Origin of the sequence: Bacteroides sp. FSHCM14E1 (assembly GCF_019633785.1) — a bacterium.
Classification (GTDB): domain Bacteria; phylum Bacteroidota; class Bacteroidia; order Bacteroidales; family Bacteroidaceae; genus Bacteroides; species Bacteroides hominis.
Map to the genome: position 1 here is coordinate 100,964 of NZ_JADKYL010000001.1, position 19,003 is coordinate 119,966.

A 19,003-nucleotide genomic window follows, 5' to 3' on the forward strand; every position below is an offset into this window, starting at 1 on the left:
ATACAATTAAACAGGAAACAAACCAATGATAAAGAATGTAATAACCCAATTGTGTATCGTTTTTTGCCTTATTTGCTTTTTTGCATGTGAAAAACAAAAAGAAGAACTTCCCGATATCCGCATAGGAAAAGAGAAGGGTGTCGAAGAATTGTTGTTGAATAAACAAACGGAAAAAAGACTCCTTCTCTCAGGCGGAAACGGGAAATACATAGTTAACGTAGAAAACGCACAGATAGCTACTGCCTATATAAGTATGGACACGCTTAAGGTAAAAGGTCTGTTGGAAGGTGAAACGTTTGTCACTATCATTTCGCATGACAAGCGTGCAAGGCTGAAAATCAGCGTGGTCTTTCCCGACTTGGAAGTGAGCCATTCAACGGTTCAGTTCCTTCCCGGATTTAAAAGTAAATACGTAAGTATCTTCGGAGGAGGGGAACTGACCAAATTGGAAGAGAACGACCCGGCGGATATCATGGATATCAAATGGGACGGCTCTACCGGGATGCTTGAGATAAATCCTAAATATGAGGGAGAAGCCCAAGTTATCGCTATTTCAGAAGATGCAAAAGAGAAGAAAATCATCCATATTAAAGTGAGACCGGAAGGAGAACTGGAGACTTTGGGTTGGTATAGTACCAATGCAAGTTCATATTATTTGATTCTGAATAATAAAATGGTGGTCAAAAGAAAAGGAGTAGGTACGTGGATTGCAAACAGCGCCCGTCCTTATGGAGGGGGAGGAGTGACTTATAGTAGTTCTTATATAAAATTAGCTCCCATTGTGAACCCCATACAGGGTGATTCTGTTGATCTGAATATTCTTCGTTATGAATCCCAAAAACCGCAAATAACAGAAGGGATACATCGGTTGTTTGTAGAAGAAGTGCGTGAGTCGGAAGTCATGTTGCGGGGGAGAGGTTTCAAGTTTCTGCTTCCTTATCAGAAGTGAAATATGGATGTGGATTGTGTTGATTTATGGGATTCATTATTTGTGTTAGAATCTATATGATTAATTAATAACTGTGTTTTATGAGTATAGAAATATTGTTGCAAACCGTTGCTGCGAGTTTTTCTTGTCAGTCGCTTTTTTGCGTCACAAAAAAAGTAAGCTGTCTGATTGATAAGATATCCGGCAGGGTGAATGATAAGGGAGCATTGTTATTTGCCCTGTTCATTCTATTGGCGGGTGGGAGCAGGGCAAGGCAACATAGAAAAGAGGATTTTATAATCCGTGGTAAGCAGGTTGCAGTTTTTGGACGCAATATATTTACAGACCGGAATTTATCTTTTGAACCTAACCTGGATATCCCTACCCCTGAAAATTATGTGTTAGGACCCGGAGACGAATTGATTATCGATGTGTGGGGCACTTCCGAAAATACAGTCAGAGAAATTATTTCTCCTGAAGGTACTATTCACGTGGCAGGTATAGGTCCCATCTTTCTGGATGGAATGAGTATACAGGATGCCGAACGGAGCTTAAGACGTGAATTCAGTAAGATTTATGCCGCTATTTCCGGAAAATCGGTTCATATCAAGTTATCATTAGGGGGAATCCGTACCATCATGATCAATGTCATGGGTGAAGTACAGGTACCGGGTACTTACCGCTTGTCGGCATTTGCATCGGTATTTCATGCCTTGTATCGTGCCGGTGGGGTCAGTGGTATTGGAAGTTTACGTGATATTCGTGTTGTGAGAGGTGGAAAAGAGGTCGCTTGCATTGATGTATATGATTACATTATGAAAGGAAAGTTGACGGACGACATCCGTTTATCGGAAGGCGATGTCATTTTGATTCCTCCTTATGAGAATTTGGTTAGTATTTCCGGAAAAGTCAAACGTCCGATGGCGTATGAAATGAAAAAAGGAGAAACCATAACAACTCTGCTCAGCTATGCGGGAGGTTTCACGGGAGATGCTTACCGGGACGCGATACGTCTGTTTCGTCTGAATGGGAAAGAGAAACAGATATACAATGTAGGGCAGGATGATTACCAATCTTTTGTTTTGACCGACGGTGATGAATTGTCTGTTGAGGCGGTATTGCAACGTTTCTCAAACAAAGTTGAAGTTCGTGGTGCTGTGTACCGTGCCGGCGTATATCAATTGGACGATAGTATCACGGGAACTGTCAGGCAGTTGATCAGTAGAGCAGAAGGACTTCGGGGAGATGCTTTTCTCAACAGGGCTTTGTTGAGACGTGAGCATGAAGACCTAACACATGAAATGATCCCGGTCGATTTGAAAAGAATGATGGCTGGTGCAGTCTCCGACCTACGTTTACAGAAAAATGATGTTCTTTATATCTCGAGTGTGAAAGACATTGAGAAAGAAGGTACTTTATCTATCTATGGTGATATAAGGAATCCGGGAGATTTCCCTTATGTTAAAAATACGTCCATACAGGATTTGATTGTAAAAGCGGGAGGATTGCTGGAATCTGCTTCTATGGTCCGGATTGATGTCTCGCGGCGGATTAGAGATCCTAAGAGTATATCATCTTCCACTGTTATCGGAAAAAGCTTTGCGGTTGAACTTAAAAACGGGCTGGTGATGGGGGAGGATAAAGGATTTGAACTGGAACCCTATGATATCGTTTTCATTCGCCGAAGTCCGGGATATCGTAAACAGGCCAATGTAACAGTTGAAGGCGAAGTGGCCTTCACCGGTAATTATACATTAATCCAAAGCAATGAGAGGCTGAGTAGTCTGATAGCAAGAGCCGGCGGACTATCGAAAGAAGCTTATGTAAAAGGAGCGCGTCTGATACGCAGAATGACGGCGGATGAAATGCGTCAGAAAAATGATGTTCTACGTTTGTCGGTCAGAGGAAGTGAAAAGGCTTCTGTATCTCCGGTTACTCTGGAAGCCTCTTCCACTTATCCGGTAGGCATAGAACTTGAGAAAGCATTGGTAAATCCAGGCTCTGACGAAGATATGGTTTTGCGCGAAGGAGATGTACTTTTCGTTCCTAAATATGTCAGCACGGTAACAATCAATGGAGCTGTGATGTATCCTAATACGATACTTTATCAGAAGGGGAGCAGTCTTAGTTATTACATTGAGCAGGCAGGTGGATTTGGAAACCGGGCACTGAAGCGGCGTGTTTATGTAATATATATGAATGGTATGGTTTCTCGTCTGAAAAGGAGAATGGGCAATGCAATTGAACCCGGATGTGAAATAATAGTGCCAAGCAAAAAGGGCAGGAAAAAAACTGTGGCGGCGGACGTTATAGGGATGAATATTTCCATCGCCTCTATTGCCGCAATGGTGGCTGCTATGGTTGGTATGACAAAGTAATGTTCATAATAAAAAGAGTAATCCGACAGCTTTTTGTACCCTTAAGATTAAATAAGGAGGCAACTTATAACAGAGTTAGTGGAAAAATGTCAGTCAGTAACAAAGAAAAGGGACAATCAGCCTAAAACAAATTAACGGTATACGTAATTTTTTCCATCTTGCGCACTAAGATGTATATCTCGCGTGCTAAGATGTGCATCTTGGCTGCTGAGATATACATCTCGGCTACTGAGATGAACTTTAATTGCCTTCTCAGTTAGGATGGATAATCTGTGCATAATACATCTTATGGCAACTTTTTTTAACTACGGAATTATTTGTATATTACTGAAGTCTTTCGTTATTTTGTGGCGAATTGGTTCACTTATGCTTTTCTGCATAAGTGATTAAAAGGGAATCGGGTGTAAATCCCGGACAGTCCCGCTGCTGTGAAACTCCGGTAGACTTACCGATACTAAACTTATTGCCACTGCATTGCCCAAGTAGATGAGGAGAAGTGTGGGAAGGCATCGGAAAGGAGGAGTCAGTCAGAAGACCTGCCATTCATCAAAGGCTGTTTCTACTCGGGGGGTAGGGGAACAGTGCGAAACGATAAAATAATTCATTTCAAGAACATTTCATGCAAATAATCAAGAGGAATGGGGCAACGGAACCATATAATAGAGAAAAGATAGCCGTTGCGATACGGAAGAGTTTTGCCAGTACCGGAAGAGAAGTACCGGACGAAACCGTTTACACAATTGTAGATGAAGTACAACTCTTTTTGTGTGATGAAGTACACCGTAGCGTGGAACAGATTCAAGATGAGGTAGAACGTAGTTTGATGGAACATGGCTTTTATGCCGAAGCTAAAAACTATATACTTTATCGTTGGCAACGTACGGAACGGAGAAAAGCTTTTAACCATATTGTCAGCAGTATAGGTTCTGAAGCGTTGGCTGACACATTGAAAGATATTCAAAAGGATTTTGTTGCCAATGAATATAGTTTGATGATCCTGGCAGAGAAGTTTGTAAACCTCTGCAAAACCGATATGACAGCTGAAGAGAGGTTGACGACTCTTATTAAGGCTGCCGTAGAGCTTACTACGCAAGAGGCGCCTGACTGGGAATTTATTGCTGCCCGTTTGTTTAATTTTCAGTTGACGCAGAAGTTAAAGGTACAGGCAGAAATTGCCGGTATTTATTCTTTTTATGACAAGCTGCGCTATTTGACGGATGAAGGTTTGTATGGTGACTATATCCTGAGCGCTTATTCTCCACGAGAAATAGAAGTGGCTGCCGGGTTTATGTGTCCCGAACGTGATAAACTTTTCAATTATTCGGGATTGGATCTTCTCGCGAAACGTTATCTTATCCGTACGCACTCACATGAACCAATGGAATCGGTACAAGAAATGTATTTGGGGATTGCGCTTCATTTGGGTATGTCCGAAAAGTGTGATAGATTGCAGTGGGTAAAGAAGTTCTATGATATGCTGAGTCGGTTAGAAGTAACCATGGCAACCCCTACACTGTCCAATGCCCGCAAGCCTTATCACCAGTTATCCAGTTGTTTTATTGATACAGTGCCCGATAGCCTGGAGGGGATTTATCGCAGTATCGATAATTTTGCCATGGTCAGTAAGTTTGGCGGAGGAATGGGAATGTATTTTGGTAAGGTGCGTGCGGCAGGAGGAAATATACGAGGGTTTAAGGGAGTGGCAGGCGGAGTAATACGCTGGATGAAACTGGTAAATGACACTGCCGTAGCTGTCGACCAACTGGGTATGCGTCAGGGAGCTGTAGCAGTATATCTGGATGTCTGGCACAAAGATTTGCCCGAATTCCTGCAACTCCGCACCAATAATGGAGACGACCGGATGAAGGCACATGATATCTTTCCTGCCGTATGCTATCCTGATTTGTTCTGGCGTATGGCAAAGGAAGACCTGAATCAGCAATGGCACTTGTTCTGTCCCAACGAAATTATGAATGTCAAAGGGTATTGCCTGGAGGATTATTATGGAGAAGAGTGGGAGCAAAAATACTTGGATTGTATAAACGATCCCCTTCTCTCTAAGCGGGTTCTGAACATCAAAGATATTGTCCGGTTGATACTACGCTCTGCCGTAGAGACAGGGACGCCTTTCACATTCAACCGGGATACAGTGAACAGGGCTAATCCTAATTCGCATCGGGGGATTATTTATTGTTCTAACCTATGTACGGAAATAGCTCAGAATATGTCATCCATTGAAACAGTTTCCACTGAGGTCCGTACGGAAGGTGGTGATACGGTTGTAGTCAATACCGTCCGTCCCGGTGACTTTGTCGTTTGTAACCTTGCCAGCTTGTCGCTCGGACATCTTCCATTGGAGGATGAACGGCAGATGAAAGAAAAAATAGCTGTTGTAGTACGTGCGCTCGACAATGTGATTGATTTGAATTTCTATCCTATCCCTTTTGCCCGGATAACAAACCATCGATACCGTAGCATCGGTTTAGGGGTGAGCGGTTACCATCACGCACTTGCATTGCGCGGTATCCGTTGGGAAAGCGTGGAGCATCTTGATTTCATTGATAAAGTATTTGAGTGTATCAATTATGCCGCCATCGAAGCAAGTACCGGGCTTGCTAAGGAAAAAGGAAGATATGTTTATTTCGAAGGAAGTGACTGGCAAACCGGAGCTTATTTTGCGAAACGTGGTTATGATTCTCCTCAATGGAAAGATTTGGCGGTCAAGGTTGCGGCAGATGGCATGAGAAATGCTTATCTTCTGGCTATTGCTCCTACCAGCAGCACTAGTATCATTGCCGGAACAACTGCCGGAACAGATCCGGTCATGAAACGTTTTTTTCTTGAAGAAAAGAAGGGTGCCATGCTTCCGCGAGTGGCTCCGTCATTGTCTGATAAGACGTATTGGTTGTATAAGGGAGCTTACCGGATAGACCAGACATGGAGCATACGTGCTGCGGGTATCCGGCAATTGCATATTGATCAGGCACAAAGCTTGAATTTGTATATCACCAATGATTTTACCATGAGACAGGTATTAAACCTTTATCTGTTGGCATGGGAATGCGGAGTGAAGACAGTGTACTATGTACGCAGTAAATCGCTGGAAGTGGAAGAATGTGAAAGTTGTGCATCCTGACTAACATTAAATAATAAATATGGAAATAAAGAAATTAAAGAAGAATGCCCTCTTCAATCCCGAGGGTGATACCGAACTCCGTCTCAGAAAAATGATTGGCGGGAATACAACTAATTTGAATGATTTCAACAATATGCACTACAAATGGGTAAGTGACTGGTATCGTCAGGCCATGAATAATTTCTGGATACCCGAAGAAATCAATCTTACTCAGGATACAAAGGATTATCCACATCTGGATAAGGCGGAACGGACAGCTTATGACAAGATATTGAGCTTCCTTGTTTTCCTTGACTCCCTGCAAAGTAACAATCTGCCTACTATCAGTGAATACATTACAGCAAATGAAGTCAATCTCTGCCTGCATATTCAAGCCTTTCAAGAGTGCGTCCATAGCCAAAGTTACAGTTATATGCTGGACTCTATATGTAGTCCGGAGGAGCGCAATGACATTCTGTATCAATGGAAAACAGATGAACATCTATTAAAAAGAAACACTTTTATAGGTAATTGCTATAATGAATTTCAGGAAAGCCAGGACAGCTTTACGTTGATGAAAACATTGATAGCCAATTATATACTGGAGGGTATTTATTTTTACAGTGGCTTCATGTTTTTCTATAACCTGAGTCGTAACGGAAAGATGTCTGGATCTGCTCAGGAAATCCGTTATATCAATCGGGATGAAAATACCCATCTTTGGCTGTTTCGTAATATCATTCTGGAATTGAAGAAGGAAGAACCGGAATTGTTTACTTCTGATAGGGTGAAAGTATACGAAGCGATGATGCGTGAAGGAGTGAAACAGGAAATAGAATGGGGGCAATATGTGATAGGTGACGAGATCCAGGGATTGAATAAGAAAATGATAGAAGACTACATTCGTTATTTAGGAAACCTCCGCTGGACCAGTCTTGGATTTACTCCATTGTATGAAGACAATTTAAAAGAACCCGAAAGCATGCGTTGGGTATCACAATATTCCAATGCCAATATGGTAAAGACTGATTTCTTTGAGGCTAAGAGTACTGCTTATGCAAAAAGTACAGCATTGGAAGATGATTTGTAATTGATGTATTTGAATAAATCGGCATTTTTCATTTCATTTGTCCCGTTACAGCGAAAAAGTAAATGAATTGCTGGTCGGTCATTGTTATTATGTACTGAATGTCTGATTCTTTTTCTTGGGACGTATAGGGAGTGAGAGTTTTTAAATAAAGAACTTTCCGGTATTCATAACCCGGAAAGTTCTTTATTTAAATTGTATGTTACTATTTATAGTATTAACATATGGGATAATATGTTCTACGGGTATGGTCAGAATCTATCGTACCACAAGATGAAAAATAGAAATGCCCCCAGTAGTCCTCCTATGAACATTTCCGGCAACGGATAGTAATTGTAAAAACAATCCTGTTCACCACACTGTGAAACGAAAAACCAGTAACATGCGCCGGCTATGACTCCCAAACATGCAAAAATGATAAACATCTGTCTGGGCGGGAAAGTGTTTTGACTCTTACAGAATTTTTTTCTTGCAGGTTTCATATCTCAATGTTTATAGTTCGACTGCCGACAAATCAGCCAACGCTTTCTCAAAATCACGTTCGGCAGCCAATGTCTGGTTTACGGTATCATAATACAACCCTATTTCAACTATATAATTCAACAGGTTTATTTCACCAACATCCAGCGCTTTCATCAGGAGATCGGTGTTATTAAGCGATTGTAGTGATTTTCTGTACCCGGCGGCCGTTTGTTGCAGTCCGTTGGCACGCATGTATAGGTTTTGCAGCCTGTTGTAAAACTGTTGTTTGCTTTCCTGCTCTCTGGTCTGGGCTGCGATGACACCGGCTTTCGCCTGTTTCACACGATTCTTGTTTTCCCATAGAGGAATGGAAATGCCAATGTTGGCGCCTTGGTACTTTTGTCCAAGGGTTTTCTCCAATGAATACCCCGCGGAGAATTTCGGAAATCTCATAGCTTTATTCAATTTTACTTCTTTTCTGCTTACTTCAATCTGTTGTTTTACGTACTGCAGCAATGGATTTTTTTGCTCGGCGGATAAATACCACTCTTCAAAATCAGCGGGCAGGGAAGCCGGGCTGTAATTATTTTCTTCTAAAAGGATCTCTATACCACCATTCAGACGTTTGAGTTCGGACAGAAGGGTATTTCTTTCCACCTCTACCCGTGACATTTCTCCTTGTACAGTAGATAGGTTCAATTGTACTTTATTGTATTCCAATATGCTGGCATCTCCACGGTCCAACCTCTGCTTGTATGCATCTGCTATGGTTTGTGCATGACGCAAGCGGATTTCCAGCTCTTTCTTCAGCCCATTGTAGTAAATCAGGTCAATAGCGTACTGTTTGGCCTCCAACAGGAGATTGATCCTTTCGGAGGCATATTGTAGTTCTACCAGTTGGTTTTTGTTATTGGCCAACCGACTTTTCATTCCGGTAATCGTCGGGATGTCGAAAGTCTGTGTGACACTGAAATCTTTCCTTGTACCTATATTGGAGGGGGTCCCCCAAAGATAACCAAATGCGACATCAGGGTCAGACAGATATATACCTGTCTTATTCCCTAATTTTTGAGCCTTCATTTCTTCCTTCAATGCTTTGCTTCGTATTGTTCTCCTCAATAGAAAAGAGTATGCTGCTTATATTTTCTTGGGCGGCAAGCGACATACTTGCCAGCAACGCCACTATTATTATAATTGTTTTCATTTTAGTCTTCTGTTATTTCAATTATTTCAACTTGTTTTTCCTGTTTGCGATTAATAAACAGGTACATGATGGGGATAATGAATCCGTTCAGGATGGTTGAACTCAAAAGTCCTCCCAATATCACTTTAGCCATCGGGCTCTGTATTTCATTACCGGGTAATTCGCCACCCAATGCCAATGGAATCAATGCCAGTCCGGAGGACAAAGCCGTCATCAGAATCGGATTCAGGCGGTCCAGAGAACCGTACAGGATACTATCATTCACAGACATACCGGAAGCACGCAGGCTGTTGTACTTATCTATGAGCAGCATACCATTGCGTGTAGCGATACCGAACAGGGAGATAAAGCCTATGATTGCCGGTATACTTAATATACCCGATGTGAAATAGATGCTGAAAACGCCTCCGATCAGGGCCAGTGGCAGATTCAGTAGAATTACCAGTGACTGGGTCGTACTTTTGAATTCCTTGAATAGGAGCAGGAAGATGACCAGTATAGAAAATACGGAGGTAATAGTGATGATGCGTGAAGCAGCCTGCTCACTTTCAAATTGTCCGCCATATTCAAGGTGATATCCTTCCGGTAACTGGATTTCACTATCGACTTTTTTCTGAATATCATTTACTACACCACGTAAATCCCGGTCAGCAACGTTGGCTGAGATTACCAATTTACGTGCAACATTTTCACGGCTGATTGTATTGGGACCCATTGATGAAACTACATTGGCAATATTTTCCAAAGATACTTTACGACCGTTGGCATCCACAATCAGTTTACGTATCCTTTCCGCATTTTCACGGCTACTATCATTTACCTTTAGAGTCAGATCGAAAGATTTATTTTCCTCATATACCTGTGATACCGCCTCGCCTCCAAGCATTACATTTACAATATCTGCAAATTGCGGAAGTGTGACGCCGTATTTTGCCAGCATTTCCCGTTTGGGTTCTATTTTCAACTGAGGGCGTTCCACTTGTTGTTCTACGTTCAGGTCTGCTACACCTTCGATATTCTGGATGGAGTTCTTAATCTGGTTTCCGATTTCATACATCCTGTTTAGGTCTGTACCAAACAGTTTAATGGCAATATTGGCTCTCGACCCCGACAACATAGCGTTGATACGGTGGGTGATAGGCGCGCCGATTTCGATATTCACTCCCAGTATAACTTTTATTTTTTCACGGATTTCTGCCAATACTTCATCCTTTGAACGCTTGTCAAGCACGAACGGTGCTTCAATTTCAGAAGTATTCACTCCTAATGCGTGTTCGTCCAGTTCCGCACGTCCGGTTTTGCGCCCCACAGTTTGCACCTCTGGCACTGACAATAGAATTTCTTCAGCCATCCGCCCGATTTTATCGGACTCCTCCAGTGAGATTCCCGGCAGGGTACTGATGCTTATCGTAAACGAACCTTCATTAAACGGGGGGAGAAAACTACGCCCGAACGAAGCCATCATAATCAATGCTGCGATCAACATAGCACCGATTCCTCCCAGAACCACTTTCTTGTGGCATAGGGTCCATTGCAAAGCTACCTTGTATCCGGATTTCAGTTTGCGGACCAGATAAGGATCACGTTCTTCACCATTTCCCTTTTGCTTGTTCAGCAGATAACTGCACAGAACAGGGGTAAGGGTCAGGGCAACAACAGTGGAGGCAAAAAGGGAAATGACAAAGGTAATACCCAGCGGCGCCAACATCCTACCTTCCATACCGGAAAGGAAGAAAAGAGGAACAAAACTGGCAACGATTATCAGTGTGGAGTTTAAGATAGGCATACGTACCTCTTTGGAGGCTTCAAATACAACCGTTATGACACTCTTTTGTTCCTCTTTAGGTTTTTGCCTGTTCTCCTTCAGACGCTTGAATATGTTTTCCACGTCTACAATCGCATCGTCCACCAATGAACCGATAGCAATGGCGATACCTCCCAGACTCATCGTGTTGATGGTAAGTCCCAGTACTTTCAGGGTAAGAATGGCAACAATAACGGCAAGTGGTATGGTTATCAGTGAAATAATGGTGGTGCGTACGTTCATCAGGAAGAGAAGCAGTACGATAACCACAAAAATACCGCCTTCATATAGAGACTTCTGTACATTGTCAATCGAGTTGTTGATAAAGCGGGCCTGACGGAAAATGTCAGTGGTTACTTTTACGTCTTCTGGCATAACTTTTTGTAAGTCGGCCAATGATTGGTCCAACTTGTCAGTCAATTCAAGGGTGCTTGTATTGGGCTGCTTGGTTACTGTCATTAACACAGCGGATTTACCCCGGTCGGAAGCTAACCCCATTTTGGGGGCTTTAGCCCCGATTTTTACTTCCGCAATATTCTCCAGAACGATAGGCGTTTCGTTGATATTTTTTATCACAGCTTTTCGCAGTGCTTCCACTTTATTGGTTGACAACATACCACGGACGATGAACTCATTTCCAAACTCATATAATACACCTCCTGAAGCATTCCGGTTCATATCTTTTACAACGTCAATGACTTCATTCAATCCGATTCCGTAGCGTTTCATCTTACCCGGATCAAGCAATATCTGATACTCCTTGATATCACCTCCCAAAACCGTAACCTGAGCTACGCCGCCGGTAGACAACAGGCGAGGACGTATGGTCCAATCGGCCATGGTTCTCAGGCTTTGAAGTGACACGCTATCGGAAGTCAGTCCGATAATCACTAATTCTCCCAGGATAGAGGATTGCGGGCCTAAAGTAGGTTTTCCAACATTGGAGGGTAATGCGTCTCCCACTACGGCCAGCTTCTCGGAAACGATCTGTCGTGCCCTATAGATATCGGTCCCCCAGTTGAATTCAACCCATACGATAGAGAATCCGGTAGTAGAGGAGGAGCGTACACGGCGTACGTCAGTGGCACCGTTTACAGCGGTTTCTACCGGGAAGGTCACTAAACGTTCCACTTCTTCGGGAGCCATACCTTTGGCCTCCGTCATTACTACAACGGTAGGAGCGTTGAGATCGGGGAAAACATCCACTTCCATATTGGCAGCTGTATAGGTTCCCGCAATGATTAGCAATAGAGCTCCTATCAGAACAACGATGCGGTTGTTCAACGAAAATTTAATTATCTTGTTCAGCATGATTTCTTCCTTTTGAGTTAATGACTATGTCCTTCGGGCAGTACAGAAGAGTTTGAAGCCAGTTTTACCTGATAAGCGCCTTTGATAACTACCTTATCACCGGTACTAAGTCCGGAAAGCACTCTTACGTTTTTCCCGTCGCTCTCTCCAATGGCTATTTCACGTTTGAGGAATTCTTCTTCGCCTATTTGGAGATAGACGAAATAGATACCTTGCTCTTCGGTAAGTGCCGAGACGGGAATTGAAATGACATTGTTTTGAGGAGTGGCCAGCAGGTAAACCTCCACGTAAGAACCAGGGATGAAATCGCCGATATTGTCGAACTCGAAAGTTACAGGAATATAGAAAGAAGTTTCATCGGCAGCTTTACCAAAGGACAGCAGGCGTCCGTTAAGATCTGCCAACCGGTATGCCTTGTTATTGTAAGACACTACAAAATTGGCATTTCTGATTTTTCCAAGTTCATTGAAATAATTCTCCGAGACATCGGCTCTCAATTGTAGTCTCCTGTTCTTGGAAACCGTGGCAATCGGTTGTCCGACAGATACAAATTCACCTTGGTTGACCAATCTGTTCTTGATATATCCGCTGATTGGGGTGGTTACTTTAACCCCGGATGCCGTAACGTTGGTTGCCTGTGCTTCATAGGCTGTTCTTGCATTCTCGTATTTCAGGCGTGATTGTTCAAACTCCTTTTCCGAGATGATTTTGTCCTTTACCAGGCCTTCGGCACGTTTGAACTCTTTTAGGGCTGTTTCATAGGTGATCTTTGCTTTTGCTACCGGATCACCTTCATAAAGATTTCTGGCTGAAATAGTCACAATCGTAGTTCCTGTACCAACCGGTGCTCCCTCGATAATGGACCGAGCCGGGAAGGATACGATACCGTTAGTGATAGCTACAATGGTCGCTTCATCTCCTTGGGCAGATTGTATCTGTCCGCTGGTCTTTATGACTTGGCTGAATATGCCGGGTTCTACATTATATACTTCCAGCCCGATAGCGTCGGCCTGTTGCCGGGTGAAAACTATTTCGTCCGAGTGCTCTTCACCGGAGTTTTTTTCTTCTTTGTGATTATGCCCATCATCTTCTTCATGGTTGTGACCATCGCCTTTTTGATGGGTTTCTACCGTTTTTTTATCACTTTGTTTTTTATCGCAAGATGTCAGGGAAATGGCCGCAGCCAATATTATGAATATATATTTTTTCATTTTTGTAATTTTTAGAAATTTGACTGAAAGGGAAAGACCGTGTGGCGCAATCGTATAACCGGCAATATCATACCGGGGAGAAACATCCTTATGCTCTTACGAAAAGAATACGCATAGCCGGGCGGATAGCAACACGGAAGATGCTACTCTGGTAACAGCTATCGGAAAGAATGCATACATTGTAGTTTATGCCACACAATGAGATGCTTTAAGATAAGTAACAGGGAGGTGCACGAAGTCCGCAACTTTCGCCAAGCACTACGGACGTATAGGATACGACGTACTCGTCGTATATGGTTTCGAGTTCTGATGTATTGAGGTTAAGAGTCAGAATATCAGCCAGCAGAAACAAAATTGGCAAATGTAGCAGCATTCCATTTCCACTGTCGAGACTGCTCTTTGTCATACCGGAAGAAGAAATATAATCCACGTTGGGTACGCAGATGTTTTGGTGATGTATGTCTTGGTCAGTACCATGGTCGGTATGATCATCATTGTATGTGTTATCTTGTTCGCACAATTCCATAACCATGCACAACACCTCCTTGTGATGGTGGTGTGGAATAGCGGAGAATACTATTATAAATAGAGTCGCTATTACGAGTGGATATATGGAAAGGATACGTTTCATATATTGTTTTCTGGGTTTGATGGCAAAGATAGAGGAATTTCTTTGCAACCAAGTTGCAAAGAAGTCATGTTTCCGTTGTACCCCTTTGGGGAATGTCTGTCTCCGTTCATCTTGGGCTCAAGATACAACTTCATTCTGATTTACTAAGGGGATTCGCCGATTTATTTTTGTTAATCTATTACTTGTAATGTGGCTTGTATGCGAATAAAATATTATTTTCGGGATTGGAAAATATAAAAGGCTGCCATACAATGAAAATTACCCGTGATGAGTTGCTGATCGCTGCGTTCAAGTTGTTTATGTCCGTAAACTATGAGAAAGTCAGTTTTGCGGAACTGGGAAGATGCTTGGGATGTCGAAAGCCGGAATATTCAAATACTATAAGAACAAACAAGAACTATTCATTGCCGTAGTGGATAAGTTCTGGTTCAGCACACAAAACCCGCGAAACAAAGTTCACCGAGATGAACGGTACGTTTGCCGAATTTATAGATGAGTACGTAAGAGGCGTACAACGGACAATGGATATACTGGGCAATCTGATAGGTGTAGATGGCGATAAGGTGGCACAAGAAAAGTTTTCATATCATGCCCAATATTTTCATTTCCTATTCCAGATGCTCCAATATGACCCTGATGCAAAAGAGAAACTCCGTAACCTTGTCGCCAGCGATTATGCTTACTGGCGTGCCGCCATACAGCATGCGATAGATACCGGAGAGCTGCTGTTCCCCACTTAGCCATTAGCAACAAAATAGTGCGAAGCATGAAAAAAGTAAAGATGATATTATTTTATTCCCTGTTTGCCACAGTCCTTTACATCGGTTGTGCGTTTGTAGCTCCGTTTCATGGAGAAAGGTTCTCGGCTTCTTCGCTGGCTCCGTTCTATTGGGGATGCGCCATGATACTGTTCGTACCCGGTGATTTGTGGTTGCATCATAACCTGTCACGCTTTGTAGCCCTCGGCGTATTGGCACTGGCAGGGCTGATGAGCCTTGAATATTACTGGTTTTGCGATGAATACAGATTAATCATCCATCTGAACTCAAACGATAAGATTAGCCTCGCAGACAAATACAATTTCCATCGATATTGGATTCATCTGGGAATAGTTGCAGGATATTTACTTTCAGCGGCAGGAGTATCGCACTTGATAAAAAGAAAAAAGTCATTGGAGGCGACCGTTGCGAATGTGCCCTGAACACCTTCATCCTGCTTGGAGACGACCGGACGGCAGACGTGGTGAAACGTGCTAACGAGTATTTCGTTGCCAACCGCAACAGGCTGCATGCGGCATGGGAGGACGGAACGAAGAAAAGCTTCTGCATTGGTTACAAAGAGAAACTTTTCGATGCGTTCGACAAGGAGTATTATACCTTGATGAATAGCGACAACCAACTTTACGAACTGATAGGTACATACATCAAACATCATCCGCAAGAGTTCTTGTCCGAAGAAGAAACAAGACAAAGGTATGACAATAATGAGTGAACTGCCAGCCCCTGTACACCACCGACCATCAGCCTGTGTCTGCCACCGGACAAGGCATGGCTGTACAATAGGAGAGAAAAGCGTATGGGCATTTTCCTGAAATTCGTGCAATGGCAGAGAGCACGTTGAAGCCCGAGAGGAGATGAAAGGGTATCCGGTGCAGAGCACTGTAAAGATGGTGGAAGGCAAATTGTCTTTCGATTCTGAGTCTCTCGACGAGATAAAGGGTGACAGCTATTGAATACATTATCAATAAAGTAAGAAATATAAGAATTTCCATACCCCACAAGAAAGGAAATACTTGGGGAAGGTGGTATGTACGGTAAGTGGCGATTTGGATAAATTATATATAGAAAGTCATGTTGTCCGATATAGATTACCGTACATTTGGAATTGGACAGAAGATGATGAGGTGGCTCTTTTTATCAGAAATTATGCAGACATAATCCAAAAAACAGATTTGGATTTTTGGAAATTGGATGTGTATTTGGATAAAAATAATTTTTATCTGAGTCACACGAAGATAGAATACTGTTGTGGTTTACATCATGTTTTACAATCAAAAACAAATAAATAAGTTGATAACAAGCACCTGTGCCATCTAAACAGCGGTAAGCTGCGACCCATTACTAACAATAGTGCAATGAATAAAACAGTCCAATCCATCCTATCATTGACAGCTTTCAGCCTTTTGCTGATAGTGGTAACATTCTTTTTTGCTGGCTTAGGTTTCGGTCGGCTGTTCGGAATATATGGTGTTATGGAATATAGCTTTTTAGGTGTGCTGGCAGTTATAGATATACTAATAATCTGCAAGGTCTGTAAACTGTATTTCCTTCAGCCCAAAGTTATCATGTTATTGTTCGGTATGGAATGTTGCTCTGTGCTTTTGTGGCTGGCTTTTATCTGTTTAGACCAAAATCTATTAGATTGGCAAATAACAGACCATTTGTTGAAGATTATCGGTTTGGACGGTTTCACAGGAGATGAACGGGGGATGAATATGCTTGCAGTCTTATGTGGCATTATCTATCCGCCTATCGGGATTGTCTGTCTATTCATCGAATTGAGATCTATAAACAAGTCAGTGGTAACGACGAGAGATAACATCTGACACTGTTTCTTTCTTAATACTATTGATAATTTAGAAGCATGAATAAAACTAATAACTATTTTGAGCGTAACCAGATAGTGCGGAACGCACAGAATTACAGGTATAACTTTATCGACTATCTTTATTATCAAGGAAGGCGATATGAAAAAAGGTACACGACAAGTTGTTCCGACTGGAGCATGGTATTGTGGTATTGGGTGAGCGTTGTTTGCTTTCCGGCTATTTTTCTTTTCTTTCCCCGATTTATAGATATGAGTAATGTATTGATGGAATATTAATCACAAATGGGTATGGCCAGTAACAAGATCGAGCAAACTGTTAAATGCAGTTTCTCGTTAGCCCTATTATCTGTAATGCAAAAAATGTGGAACAATATATCGTTTCTCTAACTTTTCCGTGATTTTTCTCACGGGAAAGTATAGATTTAATTGATGTAAAGTTATCTTGTGTAGATATTACATAATATACAGGTATATTACTGAAATCTGATTAAATATTACCGTAGCAAACTTTATGCTGGTAAAGGTACACAATGTTGCTCGGTCGCAACTTTCATTTTAACGCTTTTAATTTGCTAAAATAGGGTTGTCTTAACCAAATCGTTCCGTCTCCTACGGCTACAAATCGTTGCTTGGCACGTGTCAGAGCAACATTCAGTAAATTAGGTTTAGATGATGCCCAAGAAGCAGCGCCTTTTGACTTCTGATCGAGTCCCAGACATAAGATTACACCTGCCGCCTGCTTACCCTGAAATGTATGGACTGTCCCAATATGAGCATCCAGCCACTTCTGCAACTCGTTATTTTCTATCTGTTTATAGACCATTAGTGCTTGCTTAATAGGCTGACGCAGTTCTTTTTTCAAAATAGATGGTATTTCTGAAAAAGGAGAGATCACGAATAGATCGGACAAGTCCTGTAGTTGGCGTATTTCGTCAATGATCATTTGCCTGATTAGGGCACCTTGTTCTGGTACGTAATGCCGTCCGCTTACTTTACCTTCCACCTGCACAAATCCATTCTGTATAAACAGATGAGGATTATCTGCCAATGTAGAGTTATACATCATGCCATTGTACGCGATCTCATTGGCTATGGAAAACATCGGGTCGACGCAACGCCGATGCACCCTTAGGGGAGAGCCAGTCCAAGTATCATTCGTTATCCAACCATACGGATTCGCACGATCGGCCATAGACTGAACGGAAAGAGAAGTCTGTATCTGTGTTTTATCCAACCCGAAATAACGGCTGATATTATTGACAACCTGCTCAGGTATTGTAATGACAGGTTCTATTTGAAAAGGATCTCCTACAATAACAGCTCGCTTGGAGCACCAGATCGCTCCCGCTGCTGCCTGTGGGACAGCCTGTCCGGCCTCATCAACAAATAACCAAGGGATTGTTCCTGGTCTTATCCTGCTAAACATGCGTTGAATGGATGCGAATGTAGAAGAAACTATAGGGATTATCCTTCGATGAATAACTCGGATTGTAGATGTAGAATGAAAAATGGAGAAAAGAAGATAAAAAATGTTTTTTAATAATGTATCTTTGTAAACGAAATTATTAATAGTAATATATTTATGAAAACCAATAGGGAAAAACTATTGCAAGACGCATTCGTCATGTTCCTGCAATACAATTACGAACGGGCAAGCTACAGTCTGCTGACACAGGCTACCGGTATATCTAAAGCAGGTATTTCATATTACTACCCCACAAAGCAGGAGTTGTTTGTGGCGGTGGTGGACCGCTATTTCATCAACGTGCATGATGCTGATGTGAAGTTTACGCCTGCCGCTTCGTTTGCTGAGTTCCTTGACCATTTCGTGGAGAATATACAGAAGACAATGGACTGGTACGTGGCGCTACTACGGCAAGCAGAGACCACGGGCGACAGTACGGCCTTTTCCAACTTCTTTGGCTTCATGCCGCAGATACAGCGCTACTATCCTGATGCGAAAGTCAAGTTGCAAACTTTCTGGGAAAAATTCCTGAACGGGTGGCGTATAGCGATAACCGCTGCCATAGAACACGGAGAGTTGCGTCGAGACATAGACATCGAATTGACCGCCAACATGTTCAATAACATCTACCTGGGTATGTCGTTTATGAAGTCCTTTTCCACAGGACTGGATACTGGAGAATTGCGTCGTTCCTATGACTACCTTTACTCTATACTGAAAGTACACTAAGAGCTCGTCAGAATTGTCCGGACCCTAAAAATACATCGACTTACAGTTGCTTTTCCCTATCAGTAGAAAGC

At 42.4% G+C, this 19,003-nt stretch carries 13 protein-coding genes, 2 pseudogenes and 1 riboswitch; of the genes and pseudogenes, 10 read left to right on the plus strand and 5 right to left on the minus strand.

Annotated elements, in window-relative coordinates; translation table 11 throughout:
• Positions 1-25 precede the first annotated feature (25 nt).
• From ISX59_RS00420 to ISX59_RS00435, 4 genes are all read left to right on the plus strand, one after another.
• Positions 26-949: a hypothetical protein gene (locus ISX59_RS00420; protein WP_220575531.1), complete on the plus strand. Its 924-nt coding sequence runs from the start codon at positions 26-28 to the stop codon at positions 947-949.
• Positions 950-1,029: 80 nt separating this feature from the next.
• Positions 1,030-3,306, plus strand: a complete 2,277-nt coding sequence (locus ISX59_RS00425) for an SLBB domain-containing protein (protein WP_220575532.1) — start codon at positions 1,030-1,032, stop codon at positions 3,304-3,306.
• A gap of 339 nt (positions 3,307-3,645) precedes the next feature.
• Positions 3,646-3,865: riboswitch (cobalamin riboswitch) on the plus strand.
• A gap of 60 nt (positions 3,866-3,925) precedes the next feature.
• Positions 3,926-6,442: a ribonucleoside-diphosphate reductase subunit alpha gene (locus ISX59_RS00430; protein WP_220575533.1), complete on the plus strand. Its 2,517-nt coding sequence runs from the start codon at positions 3,926-3,928 to the stop codon at positions 6,440-6,442.
• 19 nt (positions 6,443-6,461) lie between these two features.
• Entirely contained in the window at positions 6,462-7,511 is a 1,050-nt protein-coding gene (locus tag ISX59_RS00435; RefSeq protein ID WP_005808712.1) for a ribonucleotide-diphosphate reductase subunit beta, read from the plus strand.
• A 489-nt stretch (positions 7,512-8,000) separates the two neighbouring features.
• Here ISX59_RS00435 and ISX59_RS00440 read toward each other — a convergent pair.
• The 4 genes and pseudogenes from ISX59_RS00440 to ISX59_RS00455 all read right to left on the minus strand — a co-directional run bounded on the left by ISX59_RS00440 (position 8,001) and on the right by ISX59_RS00455 (position 14,131).
• Positions 8,001-9,174: pseudogene (locus tag ISX59_RS00440) on the minus strand (TolC family protein).
• A 1-nt stretch (position 9,175) separates the two neighbouring features.
• Positions 9,176-12,289 (minus strand): efflux RND transporter permease subunit, encoded by a 3,114-nt coding sequence (locus tag ISX59_RS00445; protein WP_220575534.1) that lies wholly within the window; start codon positions 12,287-12,289, stop codon positions 9,176-9,178.
• Between the two features lie 17 nt (positions 12,290-12,306).
• Complete coding sequence (locus tag ISX59_RS00450) at positions 12,307-13,500, minus strand: efflux RND transporter periplasmic adaptor subunit (RefSeq protein WP_032530266.1); 1,194 nt, start codon at positions 13,498-13,500, stop codon at positions 12,307-12,309.
• A 208-nt stretch (positions 13,501-13,708) separates the two neighbouring features.
• A complete protein-coding gene (locus ISX59_RS00455) occupies positions 13,709-14,131 on the minus strand; it encodes a DUF6769 family protein (protein WP_234168646.1) in 423 nt (140 codons plus the stop codon).
• 251 nt (positions 14,132-14,382) lie between these two features.
• Between ISX59_RS00455 and ISX59_RS21330 the strand changes: the two are divergent.
• The 5 genes and pseudogenes from ISX59_RS21330 to ISX59_RS00480 all read left to right on the plus strand — a co-directional run.
• Positions 14,383-14,856 (plus strand): annotated as a pseudogene (locus ISX59_RS21330) (TetR/AcrR family transcriptional regulator); the annotation flags it as partial.
• 41 nt (positions 14,857-14,897) lie between these two features.
• Positions 14,898-15,332, plus strand: a complete 435-nt coding sequence (locus ISX59_RS00465; RefSeq protein ID WP_220575535.1) for a hypothetical protein — start codon at positions 14,898-14,900, stop codon at positions 15,330-15,332.
• Complete coding sequence (locus tag ISX59_RS21065; protein ID WP_234168643.1) at positions 15,224-15,622, plus strand: DUF4375 domain-containing protein; 399 nt, start codon at positions 15,224-15,226, stop codon at positions 15,620-15,622. The genes ISX59_RS00465 and ISX59_RS21065 overlap by 109 nt, the downstream gene beginning before the upstream one ends.
• A 643-nt stretch (positions 15,623-16,265) precedes the next feature.
• Positions 16,266-16,736 (plus strand): hypothetical protein, encoded by a 471-nt coding sequence (locus ISX59_RS00475; protein ID WP_032530269.1) that lies wholly within the window; start codon positions 16,266-16,268, stop codon positions 16,734-16,736.
• 38 nt (positions 16,737-16,774) lie between these two features.
• A complete protein-coding gene (locus ISX59_RS00480; protein ID WP_137569074.1) occupies positions 16,775-17,014 on the plus strand; it encodes a hypothetical protein in 240 nt (79 codons plus the stop codon).
• 274 nt (positions 17,015-17,288) lie between these two features.
• Here ISX59_RS00480 and ISX59_RS21335 read toward each other — a convergent pair whose 3' ends face one another.
• The gene (locus ISX59_RS21335; protein WP_330221726.1) at positions 17,289-18,332 is read right to left on the minus strand and encodes an AAA domain-containing protein; all 1,044 of its coding nucleotides are present in this window, start codon (positions 18,330-18,332) and stop codon (positions 17,289-17,291) included.
• Here ISX59_RS21335 and ISX59_RS00490 point away from each other — a divergent pair.
• Complete coding sequence (locus ISX59_RS00490; RefSeq protein WP_032530271.1) at positions 18,321-18,932, plus strand: TetR/AcrR family transcriptional regulator; 612 nt, start codon at positions 18,321-18,323, stop codon at positions 18,930-18,932. The genes ISX59_RS21335 and ISX59_RS00490 overlap by 12 nt on opposite strands.
• The last annotated feature ends 71 nt before the right edge of the window (positions 18,933-19,003 follow it).

Excerpts from the sequence above, each read along its gene's own strand:
- ISX59_RS00465 (WP_220575535.1), top strand. The coding sequence starts at position 14,898 with ATGAAAAAAGTAAAGATGATATTATTTTATTCCCTGTTTGCCACAGTC.
- ISX59_RS00445 (WP_220575534.1), bottom strand. The coding sequence starts at position 12,289 with ATGCTGAACAAGATAATTAAATTTTCGTTGAACAACCGCATCGTTGTT.
- ISX59_RS00475 (WP_032530269.1), top strand. The coding sequence starts at position 16,266 with ATGAATAAAACAGTCCAATCCATCCTATCATTGACAGCTTTCAGCCTT.
- ISX59_RS00425 (WP_220575532.1), top strand. The coding sequence starts at position 1,030 with ATGAGTATAGAAATATTGTTGCAAACCGTTGCTGCGAGTTTTTCTTGT.
- ISX59_RS00490 (WP_032530271.1), top strand. The coding sequence starts at position 18,321 with ATGAAAACCAATAGGGAAAAACTATTGCAAGACGCATTCGTCATGTTC.
- ISX59_RS00450 (WP_032530266.1), bottom strand. The coding sequence starts at position 13,500 with ATGAAAAAATATATATTCATAATATTGGCTGCGGCCATTTCCCTGACA.
- ISX59_RS00430 (WP_220575533.1), top strand. The coding sequence starts at position 3,926 with ATGCAAATAATCAAGAGGAATGGGGCAACGGAACCATATAATAGAGAA.
- ISX59_RS00455 (WP_234168646.1), bottom strand. The coding sequence starts at position 14,131 with ATGAAACGTATCCTTTCCATATATCCACTCGTAATAGCGACTCTATTT.
- ISX59_RS00435 (WP_005808712.1), top strand. The coding sequence starts at position 6,462 with ATGGAAATAAAGAAATTAAAGAAGAATGCCCTCTTCAATCCCGAGGGT.
- ISX59_RS00480 (WP_137569074.1), top strand. The coding sequence starts at position 16,775 with ATGAATAAAACTAATAACTATTTTGAGCGTAACCAGATAGTGCGGAAC.
- ISX59_RS00420 (WP_220575531.1), top strand. The coding sequence starts at position 26 with ATGATAAAGAATGTAATAACCCAATTGTGTATCGTTTTTTGCCTTATT.